This is a genomic window from Plantactinospora sp. BB1, from assembly GCF_003030385.1.
In the GTDB taxonomy this organism is placed as follows: Bacteria; Actinomycetota; Actinomycetes; order Mycobacteriales; family Micromonosporaceae; genus Plantactinospora.
On sequence record NZ_CP028159.1, the window covers coordinates 4,597,544 to 4,618,927 of the forward strand.

16 protein-coding genes are annotated in these 21,384 nt (G+C 74.3%); 10 read left to right on the forward strand and 6 right to left on the reverse strand.

Going from position 1 to position 21,384, the window contains the following annotated elements:
- Positions 1 to 80: 80 nt before the first annotated feature.
- Both C6W10_RS20095 and C6W10_RS20100 read right to left on the reverse strand, forming a co-directional pair.
- Positions 81 to 1,106 (reverse strand): NADPH:quinone reductase, encoded by a 1,026-nt coding sequence (locus C6W10_RS20095; RefSeq protein WP_107259521.1) that lies wholly within the window; start codon positions 1,104 to 1,106, stop codon positions 81 to 83.
- The gene (locus C6W10_RS20100) at positions 1,106 to 1,405 is read right to left on the reverse strand and encodes an antibiotic biosynthesis monooxygenase (protein ID WP_107259523.1); all 300 of its coding nucleotides are present in this window, start codon (positions 1,403 to 1,405) and stop codon (positions 1,106 to 1,108) included. The genes C6W10_RS20095 and C6W10_RS20100 overlap by 1 nt, the downstream gene beginning before the upstream one ends.
- A 548-nt stretch (positions 1,406 to 1,953) precedes the next feature.
- Between C6W10_RS20100 and C6W10_RS20105 the strand changes: the two genes are divergently transcribed.
- The 9 genes from C6W10_RS20105 to C6W10_RS20145 all read left to right on the forward strand — a co-directional run bounded on the left by C6W10_RS20105 (position 1,954) and on the right by C6W10_RS20145 (position 16,015).
- Positions 1,954 to 3,366: a serine hydrolase gene (locus C6W10_RS20105; protein WP_107259525.1), complete on the forward strand. Its 1,413-nt coding sequence runs from the start codon at positions 1,954 to 1,956 to the stop codon at positions 3,364 to 3,366.
- Between the two features lie 15 nt (positions 3,367 to 3,381).
- A complete protein-coding gene (locus C6W10_RS20110) occupies positions 3,382 to 4,968 on the forward strand; it encodes an ABC transporter substrate-binding protein (protein WP_107259527.1) in 1,587 nt (528 codons plus the stop codon).
- 43 nt (positions 4,969 to 5,011) lie between these two features.
- A complete protein-coding gene (locus C6W10_RS20115) occupies positions 5,012 to 5,977 on the forward strand; it encodes an ABC transporter permease (RefSeq protein WP_234361348.1) in 966 nt (321 codons plus the stop codon).
- A complete protein-coding gene (locus tag C6W10_RS20120) occupies positions 5,977 to 7,830 on the forward strand; it encodes a dipeptide/oligopeptide/nickel ABC transporter permease/ATP-binding protein (protein WP_107259529.1) in 1,854 nt (617 codons plus the stop codon). Before C6W10_RS20115 ends, C6W10_RS20120 begins: the two co-directional genes overlap by 1 nt.
- On the forward strand, positions 7,827 to 8,879 hold the full coding sequence (locus tag C6W10_RS20125; RefSeq protein ID WP_107259531.1) for an ABC transporter ATP-binding protein: 1,053 nt from the start codon (positions 7,827 to 7,829) through the stop codon (positions 8,877 to 8,879). Before C6W10_RS20120 ends, C6W10_RS20125 begins: the two co-directional genes overlap by 4 nt.
- The gene (locus C6W10_RS20130) at positions 8,854 to 12,171 is read left to right on the forward strand and encodes a serine hydrolase (protein ID WP_107259533.1); all 3,318 of its coding nucleotides are present in this window, start codon (positions 8,854 to 8,856) and stop codon (positions 12,169 to 12,171) included. Before C6W10_RS20125 ends, C6W10_RS20130 begins: the two co-directional genes overlap by 26 nt.
- A gap of 54 nt (positions 12,172 to 12,225) precedes the next feature.
- A complete protein-coding gene (locus C6W10_RS20135; RefSeq protein ID WP_107259535.1) occupies positions 12,226 to 13,080 on the forward strand; it encodes a GNAT family N-acetyltransferase in 855 nt (284 codons plus the stop codon).
- The gene (gene menC, locus C6W10_RS20140) at positions 13,077 to 14,183 is read left to right on the forward strand and encodes an o-succinylbenzoate synthase (protein WP_107259537.1); all 1,107 of its coding nucleotides are present in this window, start codon (positions 13,077 to 13,079) and stop codon (positions 14,181 to 14,183) included. The genes C6W10_RS20135 and menC overlap by 4 nt, the downstream gene beginning before the upstream one ends.
- 119 nt (positions 14,184 to 14,302) lie before the next feature.
- Complete coding sequence (locus C6W10_RS20145) at positions 14,303 to 16,015, forward strand: CdaR family transcriptional regulator (RefSeq protein WP_199853698.1); 1,713 nt, start codon at positions 14,303 to 14,305, stop codon at positions 16,013 to 16,015.
- Positions 16,016 to 16,038: 23 nt separating this feature from the next.
- Here the strand turns inward: C6W10_RS20145 and C6W10_RS20150 are convergent, their stop codons facing one another.
- The 3 genes from C6W10_RS20150 to C6W10_RS20160 all read right to left on the reverse strand — a co-directional run bounded on the left by C6W10_RS20150 (position 16,039) and on the right by C6W10_RS20160 (position 18,586).
- Positions 16,039 to 16,686: a DUF2306 domain-containing protein gene (locus tag C6W10_RS20150; protein ID WP_107259539.1), complete on the reverse strand. Its 648-nt coding sequence runs from the start codon at positions 16,684 to 16,686 to the stop codon at positions 16,039 to 16,041.
- 104 nt (positions 16,687 to 16,790) lie between these two features.
- Positions 16,791 to 17,450 carry a response regulator transcription factor gene (locus tag C6W10_RS20155; protein WP_107259541.1) on the reverse strand — a complete coding sequence of 220 codons (660 nt, stop codon included), beginning with the start codon at positions 17,448 to 17,450 and terminating at the stop codon, positions 16,791 to 16,793.
- On the reverse strand, positions 17,447 to 18,586 hold the full coding sequence (locus C6W10_RS20160) for a sensor histidine kinase (RefSeq protein WP_107259543.1): 1,140 nt from the start codon (positions 18,584 to 18,586) through the stop codon (positions 17,447 to 17,449). The genes C6W10_RS20155 and C6W10_RS20160 overlap by 4 nt, the downstream gene beginning before the upstream one ends.
- A gap of 194 nt (positions 18,587 to 18,780) precedes the next feature.
- Between C6W10_RS20160 and C6W10_RS20165 the strand changes: the two genes are divergently transcribed.
- On the forward strand, positions 18,781 to 19,533 hold the full coding sequence (locus tag C6W10_RS20165; RefSeq protein WP_107259545.1) for an alpha/beta hydrolase: 753 nt from the start codon (positions 18,781 to 18,783) through the stop codon (positions 19,531 to 19,533).
- 37 nt (positions 19,534 to 19,570) lie between these two features.
- On the opposite strand, the gene C6W10_RS20170 is transcribed toward C6W10_RS20165, so the two are convergent.
- Complete coding sequence (locus C6W10_RS20170; protein WP_107259547.1) at positions 19,571 to 21,382, reverse strand: carbamoyltransferase C-terminal domain-containing protein; 1,812 nt, start codon at positions 21,380 to 21,382, stop codon at positions 19,571 to 19,573.
- Between the last annotated feature and the right edge of the window lie 2 nt (positions 21,383 to 21,384).

Consider the following 21,384-nt stretch of genomic DNA (forward strand, 5'->3'; position numbering starts at 1 on the left):
GGCCGCTGTCACACGCCGGTTCACGTACGGTGTCGCCGGCCCGGGCGGGGCGAGGTGGTCGCTCGGATGCTCCGTGCCGCTCAGGCGGCGCTCGGGATCGTAGGCGCGGGCCGTTGCGGGGCGTCTTCGATGTCGAGGACGACCCGGCCGCTGGCCGAACTCGTTTCGGCCAGTTCGTGTGCCTGGGCGATCTCGGTCAACGGCAGCCGGGCGGCGATCGGATAGCGCAGGTCGCGGTCGACCAGCGCGGCCGTCAGTTCGGTCGCGGCCGCCTCGTTCGCCGACTCCGGGAAGTCGTCGTTGCTGAGGAACCGCACCGTGATGTTCTTGAAGCCGAGCGGCCAGTACGGGATCCGGGGCTCCGCCTCGCCGGTGGCGTAGGTGGCGATCACGCCGCCGTACCGGAGGATTTCCAGGTTGGTCGCCAGGTTGGCGTCGAAAGCCAGCTCCGCCACCCGGTCGATCGGTTCTCCACCGGTGCGTTCGAGGATCCGGGCGGCCACGTCACCACCGGCCGTGGGCACCACGTGGTGCGCGCCTGCGGCGAGTGCCGGTTCCATCTGGTCCGGCTTGCGTACCGTGGCGATCACGGTGGCGCCGCCCCGGCGGGCAACCGCCAGCGCGGCCCGGCCGACCGCGCCGAGGGCACCGGTGACGAGCACCCGTTGCCCGGTCACCGGCCCGTCGCCGAAGATCGCCCGGTGGGCGGTGATCCCCGGGATGCCGAGTCCGGCCGCCTGCTCGTCCGGCACGCCGGCAGGCAGCGTCACGGCGTGCCGGGCGGGCACCACCGTGTATTCGGCGGCGGTGCCGGACGGGCGGTACGACTGGGCGAGGTAGACCCAGACCCGCTCGCCGACCCGGGACGGGTCGACGCCGGGTCCGACCGCGTCGATCGTTCCGGCGCCGTCACCGTGCGGTACGACCCGGTCGAACGGCATGGTGGACCCCCACCAGCCCTGTCGTTTGCCCAGGTCGCCGACGTGGATCCCGGAGACCGACACCCGGACCCGGACCTCACCCTCGCCCGGCCACGGATCGGGCAACTCACCGACCTGGAGCACCTCGCGCGCCGGACCCTGCCGGTCGTACCAGGCCGCGCGCATCAGGCACCCACCGGCTCGGTGGTGGTGCCCTCCTCGACGCTGATCACCTCGTTGATCAGCGAGAAGAACGCCTGGATGCCGGGCTCGTCGGCGCCCCGGCGCCGGGACTCGGCGAAGTCCTCGGACGAGCGCCAGAAGACGATGTCCAGCCATTCGTCCTCGGCCAGTCGGATCAGGCGCGCGCCGAGGAAGCCGGCGCGACCGGTCTGGAAGTCGCGCAGCATCGCCGGACGAGTGGCCAGCAGTGCGTCGGCGTGTGCCGCCGACACGCGGAAGCGGGTGATTTCGACGGTGGTCATGGCTCCTCGATCTGTTCGGGTACCGGAGATCAGCCCCTGTGCCCCAGCACCAGCCCGAGCTGGCTGAGCAGGGCGGCACGGAATCCTTCGGGTGACGGCGTGGGATGGTGTTGGACGCGGGTGACGATCAGTCCGGCACGCGGTGAGCAGGAGGACCGATCCTGGCGTCGGGGCGGACGGAGATCGCGAGCGGACCTGTCGGTGCCTCGGTGCTGCCGGCTCCGACCAGGGGTGCCGGCACGGGGGTACGGTATCGCCGTACCGGACGAGGCGGAGAAGCATGCCTGCAAGTGTTATGTAGAACACCCCGGTTTGTCCGACTTGCACGCCATATCGGCGTCCTGCGGGTCGAACGCCCGCGCGGCACGGCAGCCGAACACGGCATCACCCGTCGATGGGTCGTGGCTAGGGTGCCGACGTGATCGGCTTCCTGACCGAGGTACTGCACGACTGATCAGTGCCACTTGGCCGCCGCTACGGACGAACGGGCCCCGGCTCGTCGTCTCGCACGAACACCGCACCCGCCGCCGGTCCCTATGGTGGCGCGCATGTCGAGTCTGAACGAGGTCGCGGGCTGGCTGCGGGACCGGCTGCCGGCGCTGCTCGCCGAGCACCGGGTGCCCGGCGCCGCGCTCGCCGTGTCGGCCGGTGGGCAGGTCGTCGAGGTGGCCGAGGGAGTGCTCAGCAAGGCGACCGGGGTCACCGCGACGACGGACTCGGTGTTCCAGGTCGGATCCATCACCAAGGTCTGGACGGCGACGCTGGTCATGCAGCTCGTCGACGAGGGCCGGCTCGACATCGACGCGCCGGTCCGCGACGTCCTGCCCGACTTCCGGGTCGCCGACGAGGCGGCGTCGGCCGCGATCACGGTACGCCACCTGCTGGTGCACACCGCCGGCTTCGAGGGCGACATCTTCACCGACACCGGCCGGGGCGACGACTGCGTACGCCGGTACGTCGACACGCTCGGCGAGGTCGCGCAGCTCTTCCCGCCCGGCGAGATGTTCTCGTACAACAACGCCGGGTTCTGCGTGCTCGGCCGCGTCGTCGAGGTGCTGCGCGGCAAGCCGTACGACGTCTGCCTGCGCGAGCACCTGTTCGCCCCGCTCGGGTTGACCCACGCGGCGACCGGTGCGGACGAGGCGATCCTGTTCCGGGCCGCCGTCGGGCACATCCAGCCGGACCCGGACGCCGATCCCGAACCGGCGCCGATCTGGTCGCTGGCCCGCTCCTCCGCCCCGGCCGGGTCGATGCTGGCGATGCGCCCCCGCGACCTGCTCGGCTTCGCCCAGCTGCACATCGACGGCGGACGGGCGCCGGACGGCACCGCCGTACTCGCCCCGCACAGCGCCGACGCGATGCGGCAGCCGCAGGTCACCCTGCCACCGCTCGGGCTCATGGGTGACGCCTGGGGGCTGGGCTGGGAGATCTACCACTGGCCGGGCGGCACGGTACTCGGCCACGACGGCGGCACCGTCGGCCAGGCCGCCTTCCTCCGGGTCGTACCGGACCGGAACGTGGCGATCGCGCTGCTGACCAACGGCGGGAACCCGATCGCCCTCTACACGGAGATCTACGGCCACGTACTCCGGGAACTCGCCGGGATCGAGATGCCGGCGCTGCCGACCCCGCCGTCGACGCCGCGCCGGGTCCCGGTCGACCGCTGTCTCGGCACCTACACCTCGGACGTGGCCGAGCTGACCGTCTCGCAGGACGACGCGGGCCGGCTCTGGCTCGACCAGGTGCCCAAGGGCGTGCTCGCGGAGATCGGCGGTCAACCGGAACGGACCGAACTCGTCCACCTCGACGCCGAGACCTTCCTGCCGGTACGGCCACGGCTCGGCATCCACCTGCCGCAGGTCTTCCTCGGCGACGACGGCACCGGGCGGGCGCTCTACATCCACAGTGGTCGGGCGACCCGACGTGCCGGCGTACCAACCCCGTCCAGCGGCCACCAGTAGCTCCCGGGAGAGACGATGAGACGTGTTCCTGCGCTGGCGGCGGCCGGTGTGCTGCTGGTCGGGCTGGCCGGTTGCGGCGGCGACTCCGCCGGCACCGACGGCCAGCGGCTGGTCAACGGCAAGACCTTCACGATGGTGCTGAGCGCCGACCCGGGCAACCTCGACCCGCACTTCACCTCGCTGGCCAGCACCCAACAGGTCGACCGGTTCCTCTACGACTCGCTGCTCAACGTCGGCCCGGACGGCACGCTCCTCGCCGGCCTGGCGGAGAAGTGGCAGGGCGACACGAGCACGGTGACGTACACGCTGCGCAAGGGGGTCACCTGCGCCGACGGCAGCCCGCTGACCGCCGGCCAGGTGGCGGCGAACATCACCTTCGTCGGCGACCCGAAGAACGCCTCCTCCCGGATCGGCGTCTACGTGCCGGCCGGCGCCACCGCCACCGCCGACGAGGCGGCCGGCACCGTGACGGTGACCTCGCCGACGCCGGCCGCCTTCCTCGACCGCATGGTCGGCGGGCTGCACATCGTCTGCGACCGGGGACTGAAGGACCGCAAGCTGCTCCGGCAGGGCTCGGTCGGCACCGGCATGTTCACCCTGACCGAGGCGGTGGCCGACGACCACTACACGCTGACCCGGCGCAAGGAGTACGCCTGGGGGCCGGGCGACTGGCCGGCCACCCAGGACGGGCTGCCCGACACCGTGATCCTGAAGATCGTCACGAACGAGAGCACCGCGGCCAACCTGCTCGGCTCCGACCAGGCGAACGCGGTGACCGTGATCGGGCCGGACAGCCAGCGACTCAGGGCGATGCGCCTCTTCGAACGCAGCGTGGTCGCCGCGCTCGGCGAACTCTGGTTCCACCAGAAGCCGGGCCTGCCGGGCGCCGACGAGACGGTGCGCCGGGCGCTGACCCAGGCGCTCGACCTCAAGCAGCTCGGACAGGTGGTCAGCAGCGGCGCCGGCAAGCCGATGACCGGCCTGGTCGCTCCCGGGTTGAGCCCCTGCCCGCCCGCCGGGACCGACGCCCTGCTGCCGGCGCACGACCCGGCGGCGGCGAAGGCAGCCCTGGACGCCGCCGGCTGGCTTCCCGGCGGCGACGGGGTACGGGTCAAGGACGGCCGGCGGCTCGCCCTCGGCTTCTACTACCCGACCAACGCCGGCAGCGGCATGCAGGCCGGCGCGGAGCTGCTCCAGCGGGCCTGGCAGGGCGTCGGCGCGCAGGTGACCATCCGGGGGGTGGCCAACGCCGAGATCAGCCAGGTGATCGTCGCCGGGCAGGGCTCCTGGGACGCGGCATTCCTGCCGCTCAACGTCGGCCTCCCCAGCGAGCTGGTGCCGTTCTTCTCCGGCGCGACCCCGCCGAACGGGGTGAACTTCGCGCACGTCGAGAACCCCGGGTACGCGGCCGCGGTCGGGGCGGCGTCGGCGGTGGCCGGTACCGGCGGCTGCGCCAGCTGGGCCGAGGCCGAGCAGGCGCTGGTCCGGGGCGTCGACATCGTGCCGTTCGTCTACTCCACCGTGCCGGTCTTCGGCAAGGGAGCCAGCTTCGAACTCAGCACCGGGAGCGTGGCCCCGAGTTCCATCCGCATGCTCGGCTGACCGGCGCGGCCGGCGTACCCCCACTATCGGAAAGGCGGGCCCGGTGCCGAAGACGACGGCCGAACACCCCTGGGTGCGCTTCGCCGCCCGGCGGGTGGCGCGGCTGGTGGTGTCGCTCTGGGTGCTCGTCACCGCCGCCTTCGGCATGATCCACCTCATTCCCGGGGACCCGGTCCGGGCCGCGCTCGGGCCGACCGCCCCGGTGGAGCTGGTCGCCGCCCGGCGGGCCGCGCTGGGCCTGGACGACCCGCTCTGGTCGCAGTACCTGCGCTACCTGCGGAACCTGGTCACCGGGGAGCTGAGCGAGTCGATGGTCACCGGGCTGCCCGTGTCGCAGCTGATCGGCGACCGGCTCCCGGCCACGGCACAGCTCGCGCTCCTCGCGTTCACCCTGGCCGTCGCGGTCTCCGTACCGCTGGGTCTGGCCATGGCGGTGGCCACCCGCGGCGGCCGGAACCGCCCGGCGGAGCTGGCCTTCACCTCGACCAGCTCGATCCTCGGGGTACTCCCCGAGTTCCTCGTCGCCGTGGGCCTGGTCTACGTCTTCGGCGTGACGCTCGGCGTGGCCCCGGTCGCCGGCCGCTCCGGCCCGGACTCCTACGTCCTGCCGGTACTGGCGCTGGCGATCGGCCCGGCCGCGCTGCTCGCCCGGATCGTCCGGGTCGAGACGCTGGCCGTGCTGGGCACCGACTACATCCGTACGGCGCGGGCGAAGCGACTCCCGGCCCGGCGGATCTACCTGCGACACGCCCTGCCGAACGCGCTGACCGCCACCGCGACCGTCGGCGGCCTGCTGCTCGGCGCGATGGTCGCCGGGACCGTACTGGTGGAGAACGTCTTCGCCTGGCCCGGGCTGGGCAGCACCATCGTCGGGTCGATCCTGGCCAAGGACTATCCGGTGGTCCAGGGCATCGTCCTCGTCTACGGCGCGGCCGTACTGCTGGTCAACCTCGCGGTCGACGTCGGGCTCGCCCTGCTCGACCCGCGCTCGACGATCAGGGAGAGCTAGTGCCGGTACGACGGGTCCTGCGGTCCCCGGTGGCCGTCGCCGCGGCGGCGCTGCTGGTCGCTGTCGTCCTGCTCGCGCTGCTCGGGCCCGTGCTCTGGACCGAGCGGGCCGAGGCGGTCGACACCGGCCGGATCCTCCAGGGCGCCTCGGGCGCGCACTGGGCCGGCACCGACAGCCTCGGCCGGGACGTCTTCGCCCGGGTACTCGTCGCCACCCGGCTGTCGGTGCTGCTGGCGCTGCTGGCCACGCTGATCGGTCTGGCCACCGGCCTGGTGCTGGGGATGGCGCCGCTGCTGCTCGGCGCCCGCCTCGGCCGCTGGGCGGCCGCCGCGCTGAACATCGCGGTGGCCTTTCCCGGCCTGCTGCTGGCGCTCTTCTTCGCGGTCGTCTTCGGGGTCGGTCTCAAGGGTGCGGTGCTGGCGATCGGCTTCGCGATCGCGCCGGGCTTCGCCCGGCTGACCCACACGCTCGCGGCCGGTGTCGCCGAACGGGACTACGTGCACGCCGCGCGGATCGCCGGCCTGGGTCGGGTACGGGTGCTCGCCCGGCACGTGCTGCCCAACATCGCCGAGCCGCTGCTGGTCAACGGCACCATGGCGGCCGGCGGCGCGCTGCTGGCGCTCGCCGGGCTCTCCTTCCTCGGCCTCGGCGTACAGCCGCCCCGGTACGACTGGGGCAGGCTGCTCGGCGAGGGCCTGGCCGGCATCTACGTACGCCCGGCCGCCGCCCTCGCCCCGGCCGTCGCGATCGTCCTGGCGGGCCTGGCGTTCAACCTCTTCGGCGAGGCACTCGCCCGGGCGATCGGCACCCGAGGCTCGGCGGTCGGCGACGGTCGCCGGGCCCCGCGCACCGAGCCGGTTCCGCCCGCCGCCGGTGACCACCTGCTGGCGGTCGAGGGCCTGCGGGTGAGCTTCGGGGAGGTCAGCCCGGTCCGCGAGGTCAGCTTCACCATGGGTCGCGGTGAGGCGGTGGGTCTGGTCGGCGAGTCCGGGTCCGGCAAGAGCCTGACCGCGCTCGCGATCGCCCAGCTCGTCGAGGAGCCCGGCCGGGTCGACGCGCGGCGGCTGGAGTTCCTCGGCGTGTCGCTGCTGGCCGGCGACTCGGCCGCGCGACGCCGGCTGCTGGGCCTCTCGCTCGGCATGGTCTTCCAGGACCCGACGACCTCGTTCAACCCCACCCAGCGGGTCGGCCGGCAGCTCGCCGAGGTGGTCCGGCAGCACCGGGGGGCGAGCCGCCGCGCCGCGCTGGCCCGGGCGGTCGACCGGCTCCGCGCGGTGCGGATCCCGGCCGCCGCGCGGCGGGCCAGGCAGTTCCCGCACGAGTTCTCCGGCGGCATGCGGCAGCGGGCGATGATCGGCATGGGAATGATGGGTACGCCGGCACTGATCGTCGCCGACGAGCCGACCACGGCGCTCGACGTCACCGTGCAGCGGCAGGTGCTGCGGCTGCTGGCGGCCGTCCGCGCCGACGACGACGTGGCGGTACTGCTGATCAGCCACGACCTCACCGTGGTCGCCGAGGTCTGCGAACGGGTACTGGTGATGTACGCCGGACGCATCGTCGAGGAGCTGCCCGCCGCGCGGCTGCGTACCGGCGCCCGGCACCCGTACACCCGGGCACTGCTCGCCGCCGTACCGGACATGAGCACCGACCGCGACCGGCCGTTGCCGGTGATCCCGGGCCGGCCCGCCGATCCCGGCCGCCTGCCGCCGGGCTGCGCCTTCGCCCCCCGCTGCCCCCTGGCCGGTGACCGGTGCACCGCCGCCGAGCCGCCACTGCTGGCCGACGGTCGTGGTCGGGTCGCCTGCTGGCATGCGGAGGTCGACGTCGAGATCGAGGGGAGCCGCCGGTGAGCGATCTCGTCTTCGACGACGTCACCGTCCGGTACGGCACCGGGCGGGGGCGGCTGACCGCCGTCGACAATGTACGACTCACCGTACCGGCCGGCACCGTGGTGGGACTCGTCGGCGAGTCCGGCTCCGGCAAGTCGACCCTGGCCCGGGCCGCCGTCGGGCTGGCCCCGCTGGCCGGTGGCCGCATCCTGCTCGACGGCCGCCCGCTGCCGAAACGGGCACCTGTGCAGATGGTGTTCCAGGACCCGTACTCCTCGTTGGACCCTCGGATGACGGTGGGTGCCTCGATCGCGGAGGCGATCCCGCGCCGGGCCGGCGTCGCGGCGAAGGCCGAGGTGGCCCGGCTGCTGGAGCTGGTCGGGCTCGACCCGGGCCTCGCCGGCCGCTATCCGGCCGGCCTCTCCGGCGGGCAGCGGCAGCGGGTGGCGCTGGCCCGCGCGCTCGCCGGCCGCCCCGAGGTGATCGTCGCGGACGAGATCACCTCGGCGCTGGACGTGTCGATCCAGGGCGCCGTGCTCAACCTCGTCCGCGACCTGCAACGGCGGATGCGGCTGTCGGTGCTGTTCATCTCGCACGACCTCGCCGTGGTGCGCTACGTCAGCGAGATCATCGCGGTGATGTACCTCGGCCGGATCGTCGAGTACGGGCCGGCCGCCGAGGTGCTGGGCGATCCGCAACACCCCTACACGCGGGAGCTGCTCGGCTCGGCCGCACACCCGATCGGAATCGGAGCCGAGGGCGCCACGCCGGCAGTCGTCGAGGCGGAGCCGGCCGTCGCCACGCCGACAGTCGCCGAGGCTGAGCCCGCCGTCGCCGTGCCGGCCGTCGCCGAGGCGGAGCCCGCCGACCCGCACCGGCCGCCGGCCGGCTGCCGGTTCCACCCCCGCTGCCCGGTGGGGCCGCTGGTGCACCCGGACCGTCGGATCTGCCGGGAGGTCGAGCCGACGGCGGCGCACCGGCACCGGGCGCTCTGCCACTTCGCCGAGTCCGCCGACACACCGATCACGACCCGAGGAGGAGCCGGTGACCCGCCGCCTGCGCATCGCTGACCTGACCACCGTCGCCGTACCGGAGCAGCCGGCCCTGTCGCCGGACGGCGCCCGGATCGTCTACGTACTGCGCGGCGCGGACACCGACGCCGACCGTACGGTGCGCACGCTGTGGCACGTCGACGCGGCGGGCGGCCCGGCGCGGCGGCTGACCGCCGGGCCGGCGGACACCGCACCGGCCTGGTCGCCGCAGGGCGACCGGATCGCGTTCCTGCGCGCCCGGGACGGGCACCCGCAGGTGTGGCTGCTCCCGGCGGCCGGTGGCGAGCCCGAACCGCTGACCGAACTGCCACTCGGCGCCGGCCGCCCGGTCTGGAGCCCCGACGGCTCGGCCATCGCGTTCGTGGCCGCCGTCGACGACCGGGGCGACGGCCCGGACGACGGCACCCCGGTCGTCGCGGACCGGCTCGACTACCAGAGTGACGGCGCCGGCCTGCTGGGCGGCAGACGCCGGCACCTGCACGTCGTCGACGTCGCCACCGGGCGGTGCCGGCAGCTCACCAGCGGCGACTGGAACGCCGGTGACCCGTCCTGGTCGCCGGAGGGGAACCGGCTGGCGTTCGTCGCGGCCACCGCCCCCGACGCGGACCTGACCCTCCGGGCCCCGCTGCACACGGTGGACGTCGACGACACGGCGGCCGTACCCCGGCCGGTCGGGCTGGCCGACGGCGTCGGTGCCGCCGTCACCTGGACCGCGGACGGGTCGGCGCTGCTGGCCGTCGGCACCGAGGGCGCGCCCGTCGGCCACGCCGGCCTGCTCCGGGTACCGCTCGACGCCGGACCGGTCACCGACCTGGCGGCCCCGCTGGACCGCAACGTCATGCCGGGCGGCCCCGGATATCCGGGGGCGCTGCCGCAGCTCGTCGACGACGGCGACACCGTGCTCTTCTGCGTCCGCGACCGTGGCTGCACCCATCTCTACGCGGTACCGGCCGGTGGCGGCGAACCACGGGTGGTCGTCGGCGGGGCCGGCCGCAACGTCCTCGGCGTCTCGGCCCGCGCCGGCACCGCCGCCGTCGTGCTCGGCACCCCGGCCTCGTTCGGCGAGGTGGTCGCGGTCGACCTCGGCACCGGCGCCGAGACCGTCCTCACCGGACACACCTCGTCCGAGGTGCGGCTCTACCCCCGGGAGGAGCGCTCGTTCGAGATCTCCGACGGCACGGTCGTGCAGGGCTGGCTGGTCCGGGACCCGGACTTCACCGGCGCACGGCCGCTGCTGCTCGACGTGCACGGCGGGCCGCACAACGCCTGGAACGCCGCCGCCGAGGACGTGCACCTCTACCACCAGGAGCTGGCCGCCCGGGGCTGGGTGGTGCTGCTGCTCAACCCCCGGGCCAGCGACGGCTACGGCGAGGCGTTCTTCACCGCCACCCACGGCGGGTGGGGCGAGGCGGACGCCCGGGACCTCCTGGAGCCGGTCGACCAGCTCGTCGCCACCGGCGTCGCCGACCCGGCCCGGCTCGCCGTCACCGGCTACAGCTACGGCGGCTACATGACCTGCTACCTCACCAGCCGGGACGACCGGTTCGCCGCCGCCGTGGCCGGCGGGACCGTCGCCGACCTCACCAGCATGGCCGGCACCTCCGACGAGGGGCACCAGCTCAGCGAGTACGAGCTGGGCGCCACGCCGTGGACCGATCCCGGGCGCTACGCCGCGATGTCGCCGCTGGCCCGGGTCGACCGGGTCGACACGCCGACGCTCGTGCTGCACAGTGCCGAGGACCGCACCTGCCCGGTCGGCCAGGCCCAGCAGTGGCACACCGCGCTGCGGGAGCGCGGCGTGCCGACCCGGCTGGTGCTCTACCCGGACGCCGGCCATCTCTTCATCCTCGACGGGCGGCCGTCACACCGGGCCGACTACAACCAGCGGGTGGTGGACTGGGTCGAGCGGTACGCGGGCGGGCGCCGCGCGCCGATCGACGCCGGGCACTGGCAGCGCCGGCTGGCCGTACTCGCCCAGCGGCATCGCGTCCCCGGTGCCGTACTCGGAATCCTGCGGCTGGGCCAGGATCGCCCGGACGAACTGGCCGAGGCGGCGTACGGCGTGCTGAACGTGGAGACCGGGGTCGAGGTGACCACCGACTCGGTGTTCCAGATCGGCTCGATCTCCAAGGTGTGGACGGCGACCATCGTGATGCAACTGGTCGACGAGGGCCGGCTCGATCTCGACGCTCCGGTCGGCACCGTCCTGCCGGAGCTGCGGCTGGCCGATCCGGAGGTGACCAAGCGGGTGACCATGCGGCACCTGCTCGCGCACACCAGCGGGATCGACGGCGACGTCTTCACCGACACCGGTCGCGGCGACGACTGCCTGGAGAAGTACGTCGCGCTCCTCGGCGAGGTGGCCCAGAACCACCCGCTCGGCGCCACCTGGTCCTACTGCAACGCCGGCTTCGTACTCGCCGGGCGGGTGATCGAGAAGCTCACCGGCGGCACCTGGGACGCCGCGCTCCGGGACCGGATCTCGACCCCGCTCGGGCTGCGGCGCACCGGGACGCTGCCGGAGGAGGCGCTGCTGCACCGGGCGGCGGTCGGGCACGTCTCGGCCGGGCAGGCCGAGCCGACCCGCGCACCGGTCTGGGGACTGCCCCGCTCCCTCGGGCCGGCCGGGCTGATCACCTCGACCGCCGCCGACCTCCTCGGCTTCGCCCGGATGCACCTCACCGGCGGGCTCGCGCCGGACGGGAGCCGGGTACTCGGCGCGGAGAGCGCCGCCGCGATGACCGCCTGCGAGGCGGAGCTGCCCGACACGCACACCCTCGGCGACTCCTGGGGGCTCGGCTGGATCCGCTTCGGCTGGGACGGGCACCGGCTCGTCGGGCACGACGGCAACACGATCGGGCAGTCCGCCTTCCTGCGGCTGCTGCCGGAGCAGGGGTTGGCGGTCACCCTGCTCACCAACGGCGGTCACGCCCGCGACCTGTACGAGGAGCTGTACCGCGAGATCTTCGCCGAACTCGCCGGGGTCGCGGTACCGCACTCGCTCGTGCCGCCGCAGCACCCGGTCGGCGCCGACCTCGGCCGGCACGTCGGCGAGTACGAGCGGGCCGGCGTCCGGATGGCGGTGCTGGACGGGGACGGTGGCCCGACCCTGCGTACCACGGTCACCGGTCCGCTGGCCGAACTGGTGCCCGAGCCGACCCACGAGTACCCGATGGTGCCGGTCGCCGAGGACCTCTTCGCGGTCCGCGAGCCGGAGACCCGGACCTGGGTACCGGTGATCTTCTACCAGCTGCCGACCGGCGAGCGGTACCTGCACTTCGGTGCCCGCGCCACCCCGAAGGTGGGCTGACGTGCGCCCGGTCGCCCGGAGGCGCGGGCCGCTGGCGGAGAGGGGAACGCCGAGATGACCGACATCCACGCCGCCGAGGCGGCCGTGGCCCGGGCGGCGAAGGCGGCCGGCGTCGAGATCCGGGAGCTGGCGGACGTCGCCGGCTTCGCCGAGGTACGCCGGCTCTACGACGGCATCTGGGGCCCCGACCCGCGCAACCCGCTGGTGACCACCAAGTTGCTGCGGGCGCTGAGCAAGTCGGGCGGTTACGTGGCCGGCGCCTACGACGGGGACGAGCTGGTCGGCGCCTGCGTCGGCTTCTCCGGCGCGCCGGCCGGGGCCGAGCTGCACAGCCACATCGCCGGGGTCTGCGCCGCCGCCCTCGGCCGGCGCGTCGGGTACGCCCTCAAGCTGCACCAGCGCGCCTGGGTGCTGGCCCGGGGCGGCTCCGCCGTCGAGTGGACGTTCGACCCGCTGGTCGCCCGCAACGCCTACTTCAACGTGGTGAAGCTGGCCGCCACCGCCGTGGAGTACCTGCCGGACTTCTACGGCGAGATGGACGACGAGATCAACGCCGGTGACGCCACCGACCGGCTGCTGATCCGCTGGGAGCTGCGCGACCCCAGGGTCGCCACGGCGTGCGAGGGACGACACCGGGCCGGCGACGCCCGGGCCGAGCGGGCCGGCGGCGCGGTGGTCGGGCTCGGGCGCACCGCCGACGGGGCCCCGGCGCCGGGGACCCTGGACGGCGACACGGTGCTGGTGGCGGTACCGCCGGACATCGCCGCGCTGCGGTCGGCCGCGCCGGACCTGGCCCGGCGGTGGCGCACCGCGCTGCGGGAGGCCCTGGTACCGCTGCTGGCCGGCGGCGCCCGGGTGACCGGCTTCGACCGGGCCGGCTGGTACATCGTCGGAAGGAACGCCGGATGAAACTCGTCGGAGTCGAACTGCGCCGGATCGCGATGCCGCTGGTGTCGCCGTTCCGGACCTCGTTCGGCACCCAGACCACCCGGGACATCGTGCTGGTCCGCGCCGTCACCGACCAGGCCGAGGGGTGGGGCGAGTGCGTGGCGATGACCGACCCGCGCTACTCCGCCGAGTACGTCGACGGCGCCGTGGACGTCCTGAGCCGGTTCCTGGTGCCGGCCCTGGCCGCCCGGGACACCCTCGACGCCGCCTCGGTCGCGCCGGCACTCGCCGGGTTCAAGGGGCACCGGATGGCGAAGGCGGCGCTGGAGACCGCCGTACTCGACGCCGAGCTGCGCGCCCTGGGCCGGCCGCTCGCCCGGGAACTCGGCGCCGTACGCGAGCGGGTGCCCTGCGGCGTCTCGGTGGGGATCACGGACTCGATCGGCGAGCTGCTCGACACCGTCGACGGCTACCTCGACGCCGGCTACCTGCGGATCAAGCTGAAGATCCAGCCCGGCTGGGACGTCGAACCGGTCCGGGCGGTCCGGGAACGCTTCGGCGACGAGGTGCTGCTCCAGGTCGACGCGAACACCGCGTACACCGTCGCCGACGGGCGGCGGTTGGCCGCGCTCGACCCGTTCGGGCTGCTGCTGATCGAGCAGCCGCTCGACGAGGAGGACGTGCTCGGCCACGCCGAGCTGGCGAAGACGGTCCGCACGCCGATCTGCCTGGACGAGTCGATCACCTCGGCGCGGGCCGCCGCGGCCGCCATCCGGTTGGGCGCCTGCGCGATCGTCAACATCAAGCCGGGCCGGGTCGGTGGCTACCTGGAGGCGCGCCGGGTACACGACGTCTGCGTCGCGCACGGCGTACCCGTCTGGTGTGGCGGGATGCTGGAGTCGGGGCTCGGCCGGGCCGCGAACGTCGCGCTGGCGGCGCTGCCCGGCTTCACCCTGCCCGGCGACACGTCGGCGTCGGACCGCTACTACCGGACGGACATCACCGACCCGTTCGTGCTCGACGGCGGCCACCTGGCGGTGCCGGCCGGCCCGGGGATCGGCGTCGAACCGCTGCCGGACGAACTGGCGGCGGTCACCACCGAATCCCGGTGGCTGCGACGCTGAGCCCCCGGCGCGTCCACACGATAGGACATCGAGCCCTTTGGCCGTCCGCACCATAGGCTGTGACGAACCTCGTATGTTCCGACGAACCAGGCAGGCTGAACCCTCCTTAGTTTCGGGCGGTGCTCCCGGTGAATCTGCGCCCGCACGCGACCCTCGGCCGGGTCCTCGACGACCTGGGGTTCACCGTGCTGGAGCTCGTGCACGGCGACCCGGACCGCAGCGCCGACATCGGCGGCGTGGCGATCCACGACCCGGTCGAGGAGCCGGTCCTGCCGCACCACGCCCTCGTGCTCGGCGTCGGGCTGCGCGGGCCGGACGAGATCGCCGCCCTGCTCCGCTCGCTCGGCCGGCACCGGGCCGCCGGCCTCGTGGTCCGGCTCCCCGTCGAGGTCACGGCCGAGCTGGCCGGGGCGGTCGAGGAGTCCGGGGTGGCCCTGCTCGGGCTGACCCGTGGCGCCTCCTGGGCACAGCTCGCCGCGCTGGTCCGCGCCGTACTCGCCGAGGGCGACGTCGGCGACGCCGGGCCGGAGACGATCGGCGGGGTACCCTCCGGTGACCTCTTCACGCTGGCCAACGCGATCGCCGCCCTCGTCGACGCGCCCGTCACCATCGAGGACCGCAGCTCCCGGGTGCTCGCCTTCTCCGGCCGGCAGGACGAGGCCGACCCGTCGCGGGTGGAGACCATCCTCGGCCGCCAGGTCCCGCAGCGGTACTCCCGGCTCCTGCTCGACCGGGGCGTCTTCCGCGACCTCTACCGCAGCAGTACGCCGCTGTGGGTGGAACCGCCACCGTCCGGAATGGACGGGTTCTCGGTGCCCCGGGTCGCCGTCGCGGTGCTCGCCGGAGACGAGGTCCTCGGCTCGATCTGGGCCGCCGTCCGGGAGCCGCTCAGCGCCGAGCGGACGCAGGCGCTGCGCGACGCCAGCAAGCTGGTCGCGCTGCACATGCTGCGGATCAGGGCCGGGGCGGACGTGCAGCGCCGGCTCCGCGCCGACCTGCTGGCCACCGCGCTGGAGGGCGGGGCCGGTGCCGGCGAGGCGCTCAGCCGGCTCGGCCTGGCCGGCCAGCCGGTCGTGGTACTCGGCCTCGCGGTCATCGCCACCGCCCCGCAGCGGTCCGGCGGCGACGACGCCTCCCTGGCGACCGAACGCCAGCGCACCAGCGACGCGCTGGCGATGCACCTGAGCGCGGTCCACCCGCGCTGCGCGGCGGCGCTGGTCGGCGACGTCGCGTACGGGCTGGTGCCGATCTCCCGGGACGGCGACGGCGAGCAGCGGGCGGTGCGGATCGCCGGTGACTTCCTCGACCGGGTCGGCGACCGGGTGCACGCCGTGATCGGCGTCGGTCAGGTCGCGCAGGACGCCGCCGGGATGGCCGCCGCGCGGGCCAGCGCCGACCGGGCGCTGCGGGTGCTGCGCGCCGGAGCCGGCCACCGGGTCGCCCGGCTGGCCGACGTGCAGGTCCAGGCGCTCGTCCTGGAACTGCACGACCTGGTCGCGGCCCGGGGCGACCGGCTCACCGGACCGGTCGCGCGGCTCTTCGCCTACGACGAGGAGCACCACACGAACCTCGTCGAGACGCTCCGGGCCTGGCTGGACGCGTTCGGCGACGTGATCGCCGCCGCCGCCGCGATGTACGTCCACCCGAACACGTTCCGCTACCGGCTGCGTCGGCTCGCCGAGGTCGGCGGCATCGACCTGACCGATCCGGAGGCCCGCTTCGCGGCGATGCTCCAACTGCGGGTCATCTCGCCGGGCACACCGCCCCGATCCGGGCCGGACCGACCCGGACCCGGCCGCCGCCTCGCCGCGGCCGACATCGCCCGCGACTGAACCGTCCGGGCCGCAGCAGCAGCTCATCCGGCGGCGACGACCCGCGACCGACCCGAGGTACGGGCCGGGCGGCGCAGGTACCACTCGGCCACGGCGAGGTTGATCAGCCAACCGGCGAGCACCAGCGCGGCGCGTACGTTCCCGTCGGGCTGCTCGCCGGTCGCCGCCACGTACGGCGCGTGGGTGAACGCCTGCGTGCCGGCGCCGAGGCCGATCGCGTAGCCGCGCGCCATCCAGGCCCGGTGCCGGGTGAAGTCGCGGCGGAGTACGGCGGCGAGGCCGAGCAGGATCGAGGCGGCCATCGCCGAACCGAAGAGCAGCCGCAGGCCGGCGAGTACGTCGTTGTCATGGGCCGGCAGGTCGTACCCGAACGTCATCCACAGCCCGGAGAGGGCGACCACGAGTCCACAGGGGACGACTATCCGGCCGGCGACCCGGTGCCAGCGACGGCGGCGCAGCCCGGGCACGAACTGGAAGGCGCCGAGGATCGTGTAGACCACCGCGCCGACGACGTGCAGCACCACCGGCAGCGGGTCGGCGACGAAGCGGGCGTTCGCCGGGGTGACCTCCGGACCGAGGCCCAGCTCGGTCACCCGCACCGCACCGGCGATCATCGGGATCAGGCCCAGCAGGATCAGCGCGGCCGGCAGCCGCCACTCGCGTCTCGTCATGCCGTCGATGGTGGCCGTCGTACCCGCCCCGGCTCATCGGCACAAGGGCCGCGATCGGGCCGTCCCATGGTGGTACCCGGTCGTCGTACCTTCGGCGGCAGCCGTCACCGACCGGGATGCCGGGGGGTCTCGTACGCCCACATCGCGATCTCGACCCGGTTACGCACCCCGAGTTTCGTCATCAGGCTGGTGACGTGCGACTTGACGGTGCTCAGCGTGATGTACAGCTCGTCGGCGATCTCCCGGTTGGTGCGCCCCCGCGCGACCGCGGCCAACACCTGCTCCTCCCGGTCGGTGAGCGCCTCGACCGGCTGCTTCGGCGGACCGGCCGGACCCGCGTCGGCGAACGCCTTCAGCAGCCGGGTGGTGACGTTCGGCGCGATCAGCGCCTCCCCGTCGGCGGCCGCGTGCACGGCCTGGGCCAGCAGGGCGGGGCCGGCCTCCTTGAGCAGGAAGCCGCGGGCACCGGCGCGCAGTGCCGCGTACACGTAGTCGTCGAGGTCGAAGGTGGTGATGACGACCACCGCGAGCGGCTCCGCGACCGACGGCCCGGCGAGCGCCCGGGTGGCCTCGATGCCGTCCATGCCGGGCATCCGGATGTCGAAGAGGCACACGTCGGGGCGGAGCCGCCGAGCCAGCTCGACCGCCCGGCGGCCGTCGCCGGCCTCGCCGACCACCTCGATGCCGGGCTGCGCGTTCAGGATCATGGTGAGGCCGGTGCGGACGATCTCCTGGTCGTCCGCGACCAGCACCCGCACCGTCACGAACCAGCCCCCGCGCGCGGAAGCACCGCCGTCACGGTCCAGCCACGGTCGGGGTTGGGGCCGGCCTCGCAGGTGCCGCCGAGCAGGCCGGCCCGCTCCATCATGCCCACCAGGCCGAACCCGGGCGAGCCGGCCGGGCGGACGGCGCCGGGCTCGCCGTCGTCGCTGACCCGCAGCCGTACCGAGGTGTCGTCGGCCGCGACGCTGACCTCGATCCGGGTGGCGTGCCGGGCGTGCCGGCGGGCGTTGGTGACCGACTCCTGGGCGAGGCGGTAGAGCGCGGAGCCGACCGTGGGCGGAAGGTCGTCGACGTCGCCACGGATCTGCACGTCGACGGCGGGCCCGGCCCGGAACCGGCCGGCGAGCCGCCCGATGTCGGCGACCCGGGGGCTGGGCGCCAGGTCGGCGGGCTGGTCGCGGCGCAGCACCCGGACCATCGCGCGCATCTCGGCGAGCGCGCGGGACGCCTCGGCCTCGATCACCCGGAGCGCCTCCACGGCGGCGTCCGGCTGGCTGGCCGAGGCGGCGATGCCGGCCTGGGCCCGGATCGCCATCGCCGAGACGTGGTGGGCCACGGTGTCGTGCAGGTCGCGGGCGAGCCGCTCCCGCTCCAACAGCTTGACCCGGTCGAACTCCCGCAGCCGGGCGGCGGCCCGGAACCGGACCGCAACCCCCAGGGTGGCGGCGGCGAAGAGCACCGCGAAGCCGGCGACCACCTCGCCGCCGGTGATCGAGCCGGCCAGGCCGGTGACGACCACCTTGGCCACCACGAAGACCGAGCCCAGCAGCACGTCCCGGCCCGAGCCCCAGCGGAACAGGGCGTAGCAGAGCAGCAGCAGGAAGCTCGTCGCGTACATGTCGCAGGGGTCGCCCGGCAATACGAGCGGGGCGAGCGCGGTGCAGCCGAACGCGGTCGCCACCGTCGCGAGCGGCCGGGTACGCCGCCACAGCAGGGTGCCGAGCAGCGCGAGGGCGACGACGACGCAGCCCACCCGCCACGGCAGGTCGGGCCGGAAGGCACCCTCCAGCACGATCGCCGGTGCGAAGCCGGCGAGCAGCGCCCAGTCGCGCCAGACCCGGGCCGGGGCGTGTGGGGCGGCCGGCTCGGCCAACACGGCGCGCAGGCGGGGGTGCACGGGACCATCGTACGAACGCTGGTGCGCTTCCAGATCGGCCCAAAGTACGACTGGCGCGCCGGCCCGGCACCCGCTTCGGCTCGTTTGCCCGCACCCGGTACGGGTAAGTGCCCGCCACTACGGGTAAGTGCCCGCCACGGCACCCGCGCCGTCGGTCCGGTGCAGGGCGGTGGGACGGGAAGGAAGGGTGCCGCATGAGCGAGCCGGCCCTCCCGCACGTCCAACCGGAGGAGAACTCCCGGCACGGGCGGCTCTCCGTACGCCCCTGCCCCCCGGTCAGCCCCGCCGAGGCTCGGAGCGGGCTGCTGCGCCAGGAGGCGCCGACCGGGGAACTGCTGGCCCTCACCTACGCGCCCGCTTCGACCGACCAGCGCCCCCGGCACCTGGTCCTGCTGCTGCACGGTGCCGGCGGTTCAGCCCGGCAGGCCCTCGACCTGCTGCTGCCCGTCGCGGACGAGCATCGCCTCCTCCTGGTGGCACCGAAGTCGACGGACAGCTCCTGGGATCTGATCATCGACGGTTTCGGACCCGACGTACGCATGATCGACCGGATACTCGAGCACGTCTTCGAGTCCTTTCCGGTCGACCGGCTCACGATCGGAGGCTTCTCCGACGGCGCGTCGTACGCCCTGTCGCTCGGGTTGACCAACGGCGACCTCTTCGACGCCGTCGTCGCGTTCTCCCCGGGCTTCGCCGCACCGCTGGTGACGCACGGAAAGCCACGCGTCTTCGTCTCCCACGGAACCGGGGACCGGGTCCTGCCCGTCGACCGGTGCAGCCGCCGGGTGGTACCCCAACTGGAGGCCCTCGGCTACCCCGTGACCTACCAGGAGTTCGACGGCAACCACGAGGTACCCGCCGCCGTCGTCCAGCAGGCCACCCGGTGGCTCCGCTCCCCCGGGACGAACGACGACTCAGGCGGCGGGTCCACCGACGGCCCGCGGTAGGCGGTCCTCCAGCAACGGCCGGCAACCGTGGTGTCCGTCAGACCGAGACCGCCCCGGTGACGGCGGCGAGCGCCTCGACGGCGTCACCGACCGCCGACGGCTTCGCGTACAGCCGGTCGGCGATGACCACCAGGTCCAGGCCGGACGAGGCGAACGTGCGGAACGCCTCGGCACCGGCCCGCGCGGTCGGCTGGCCCTTGACGTTCAGCGAGGTGTTCATCAGTACCGGAACGCCGCAGAGCCGTTCGAACTCGTCGAGGATGCGCCAGAACCGGGGGTTCTCCGCCGCGAACACCGCCTGCACCCGGGCGGTACCGTCGTCGTGCACCACGGCCGGGATGACCGGCCGGGCGTGCGGGTGCACCGCCACCGCGACGGTCATGTGCCGCAGGTTGGTCCCGGCCGGCACGACGAAGTACCGGCTCGCGGACTCCGCCTTCACCGCCGGGGCCAGCGGCCGGAACTCCTCCCGGAACTTGACCGCCGCGTTGACCCGCTCCCGGGCGCCCCGGTCGCGCGGGTCGGCCAGGATGCTGCGGTTGCCCAGCGCGCGGGGGCCGAACTCCAACCGGCCCTGGGCCCAGCCGACGATGTGGCCCCGGGTGAGCAGCCGCGCCACCACCTGCTCGGCCACCCCCGGCCCGACCCGCACCGACCAGTACGGCTGGTCGGCCGGCGGGCCGTCCTCGGTCACCTCCGGGCCGAGATAGGTCATCGCCGGGTAGTCGACCGCCTCGGTCGGCGGGGCGGCCACCGCGAGCGCGGCGCCGACCGCGGTGCCCTCGTCGCCGGCGGCCGGCTGCACGTAGATCGCGTCGACCAGACCGGAGTACGCGAGCTTGCCGATCGCGGCGCAGTTCAGTGCCACGCCGCCGGCGAAGGCGACCCGGCGCAGCCCGGTCCGCCGCACCCAGTGGCCGACGAGGTGGAAGATCGCCTGCTCCAACCGCTGCTGCGCGGCGGTGGCCAGGTCGATGTGCGCCTGGCTCAGCGCCTCGCCCGCCCCTCGTTCCGGACCGACCCGCCCGGCGAGCCAGGCCCGGGACCCGGCGAAGGTCTCCCGGCTGCGCGGGTCGCGGTTGTGCCGCAGCACCGGCACGTCGAACCGCCCGTCCGGGCCGAGGGTGACGGCCTCCGCCATCACCGACCGGTACCGTTCCGGGTCGCCGAGCGCGGCCAGCGCCATCACCTTGTACTCGTCGCTGTTCGGCCAGTACCCGGTGAACATGGTGACCAGGGCGTAGAAGAGTCCCAGGCTGCTGCGGTAGTCGAGGGTGGCCAGCCGGTGCAGCGCCCCGCCCCGCCAGGCGTAGACGCTGACGGCGTGCAGTTCGCCCATCCCGTCCAGCACCACCACCAGCGCCTCGTCGAAGCCGGCCGGGATCGCCGCGGTCAGCGCGTGCGCCTGGTGGTGTGGCACCGGCCGCACCCGGTGCCCGGAGAGTTCCGGCACGAACCGGTGCAGCAGCTCGGTCTGCCGCTGCGGCGCCAGCACCTCGGTGTAGCGGCGCAGCGCGTACGGCTCGCCCTGGGCGAAGATCTCGAACCTGGTGTGGTCGAAGTTGTGCGCCACCGCGTCGACCACGGCGAAGTCCAGGCCGGCCAGGCGCAGGCAGGACCGCATGGCGTCGACCGGGAAGGCGTGGTCGAACTTGCGGCCGGAGTACCGCTCCTGCTGGACCGCCGCGACCAGTGCACCGTCGACCACCAGTGCCGCCGCCGAGTCCAGCCCCTGGAACAGCCGCGCCTCGCGCTCGTCCAGGTCGGCGAAACCGGCCGCCTTCAGCTCGGCGGAGCCGTGCAGCCCGCTGTAACCGAGAACCACCCGGGGACGTTGTGCAGCCTCCATCG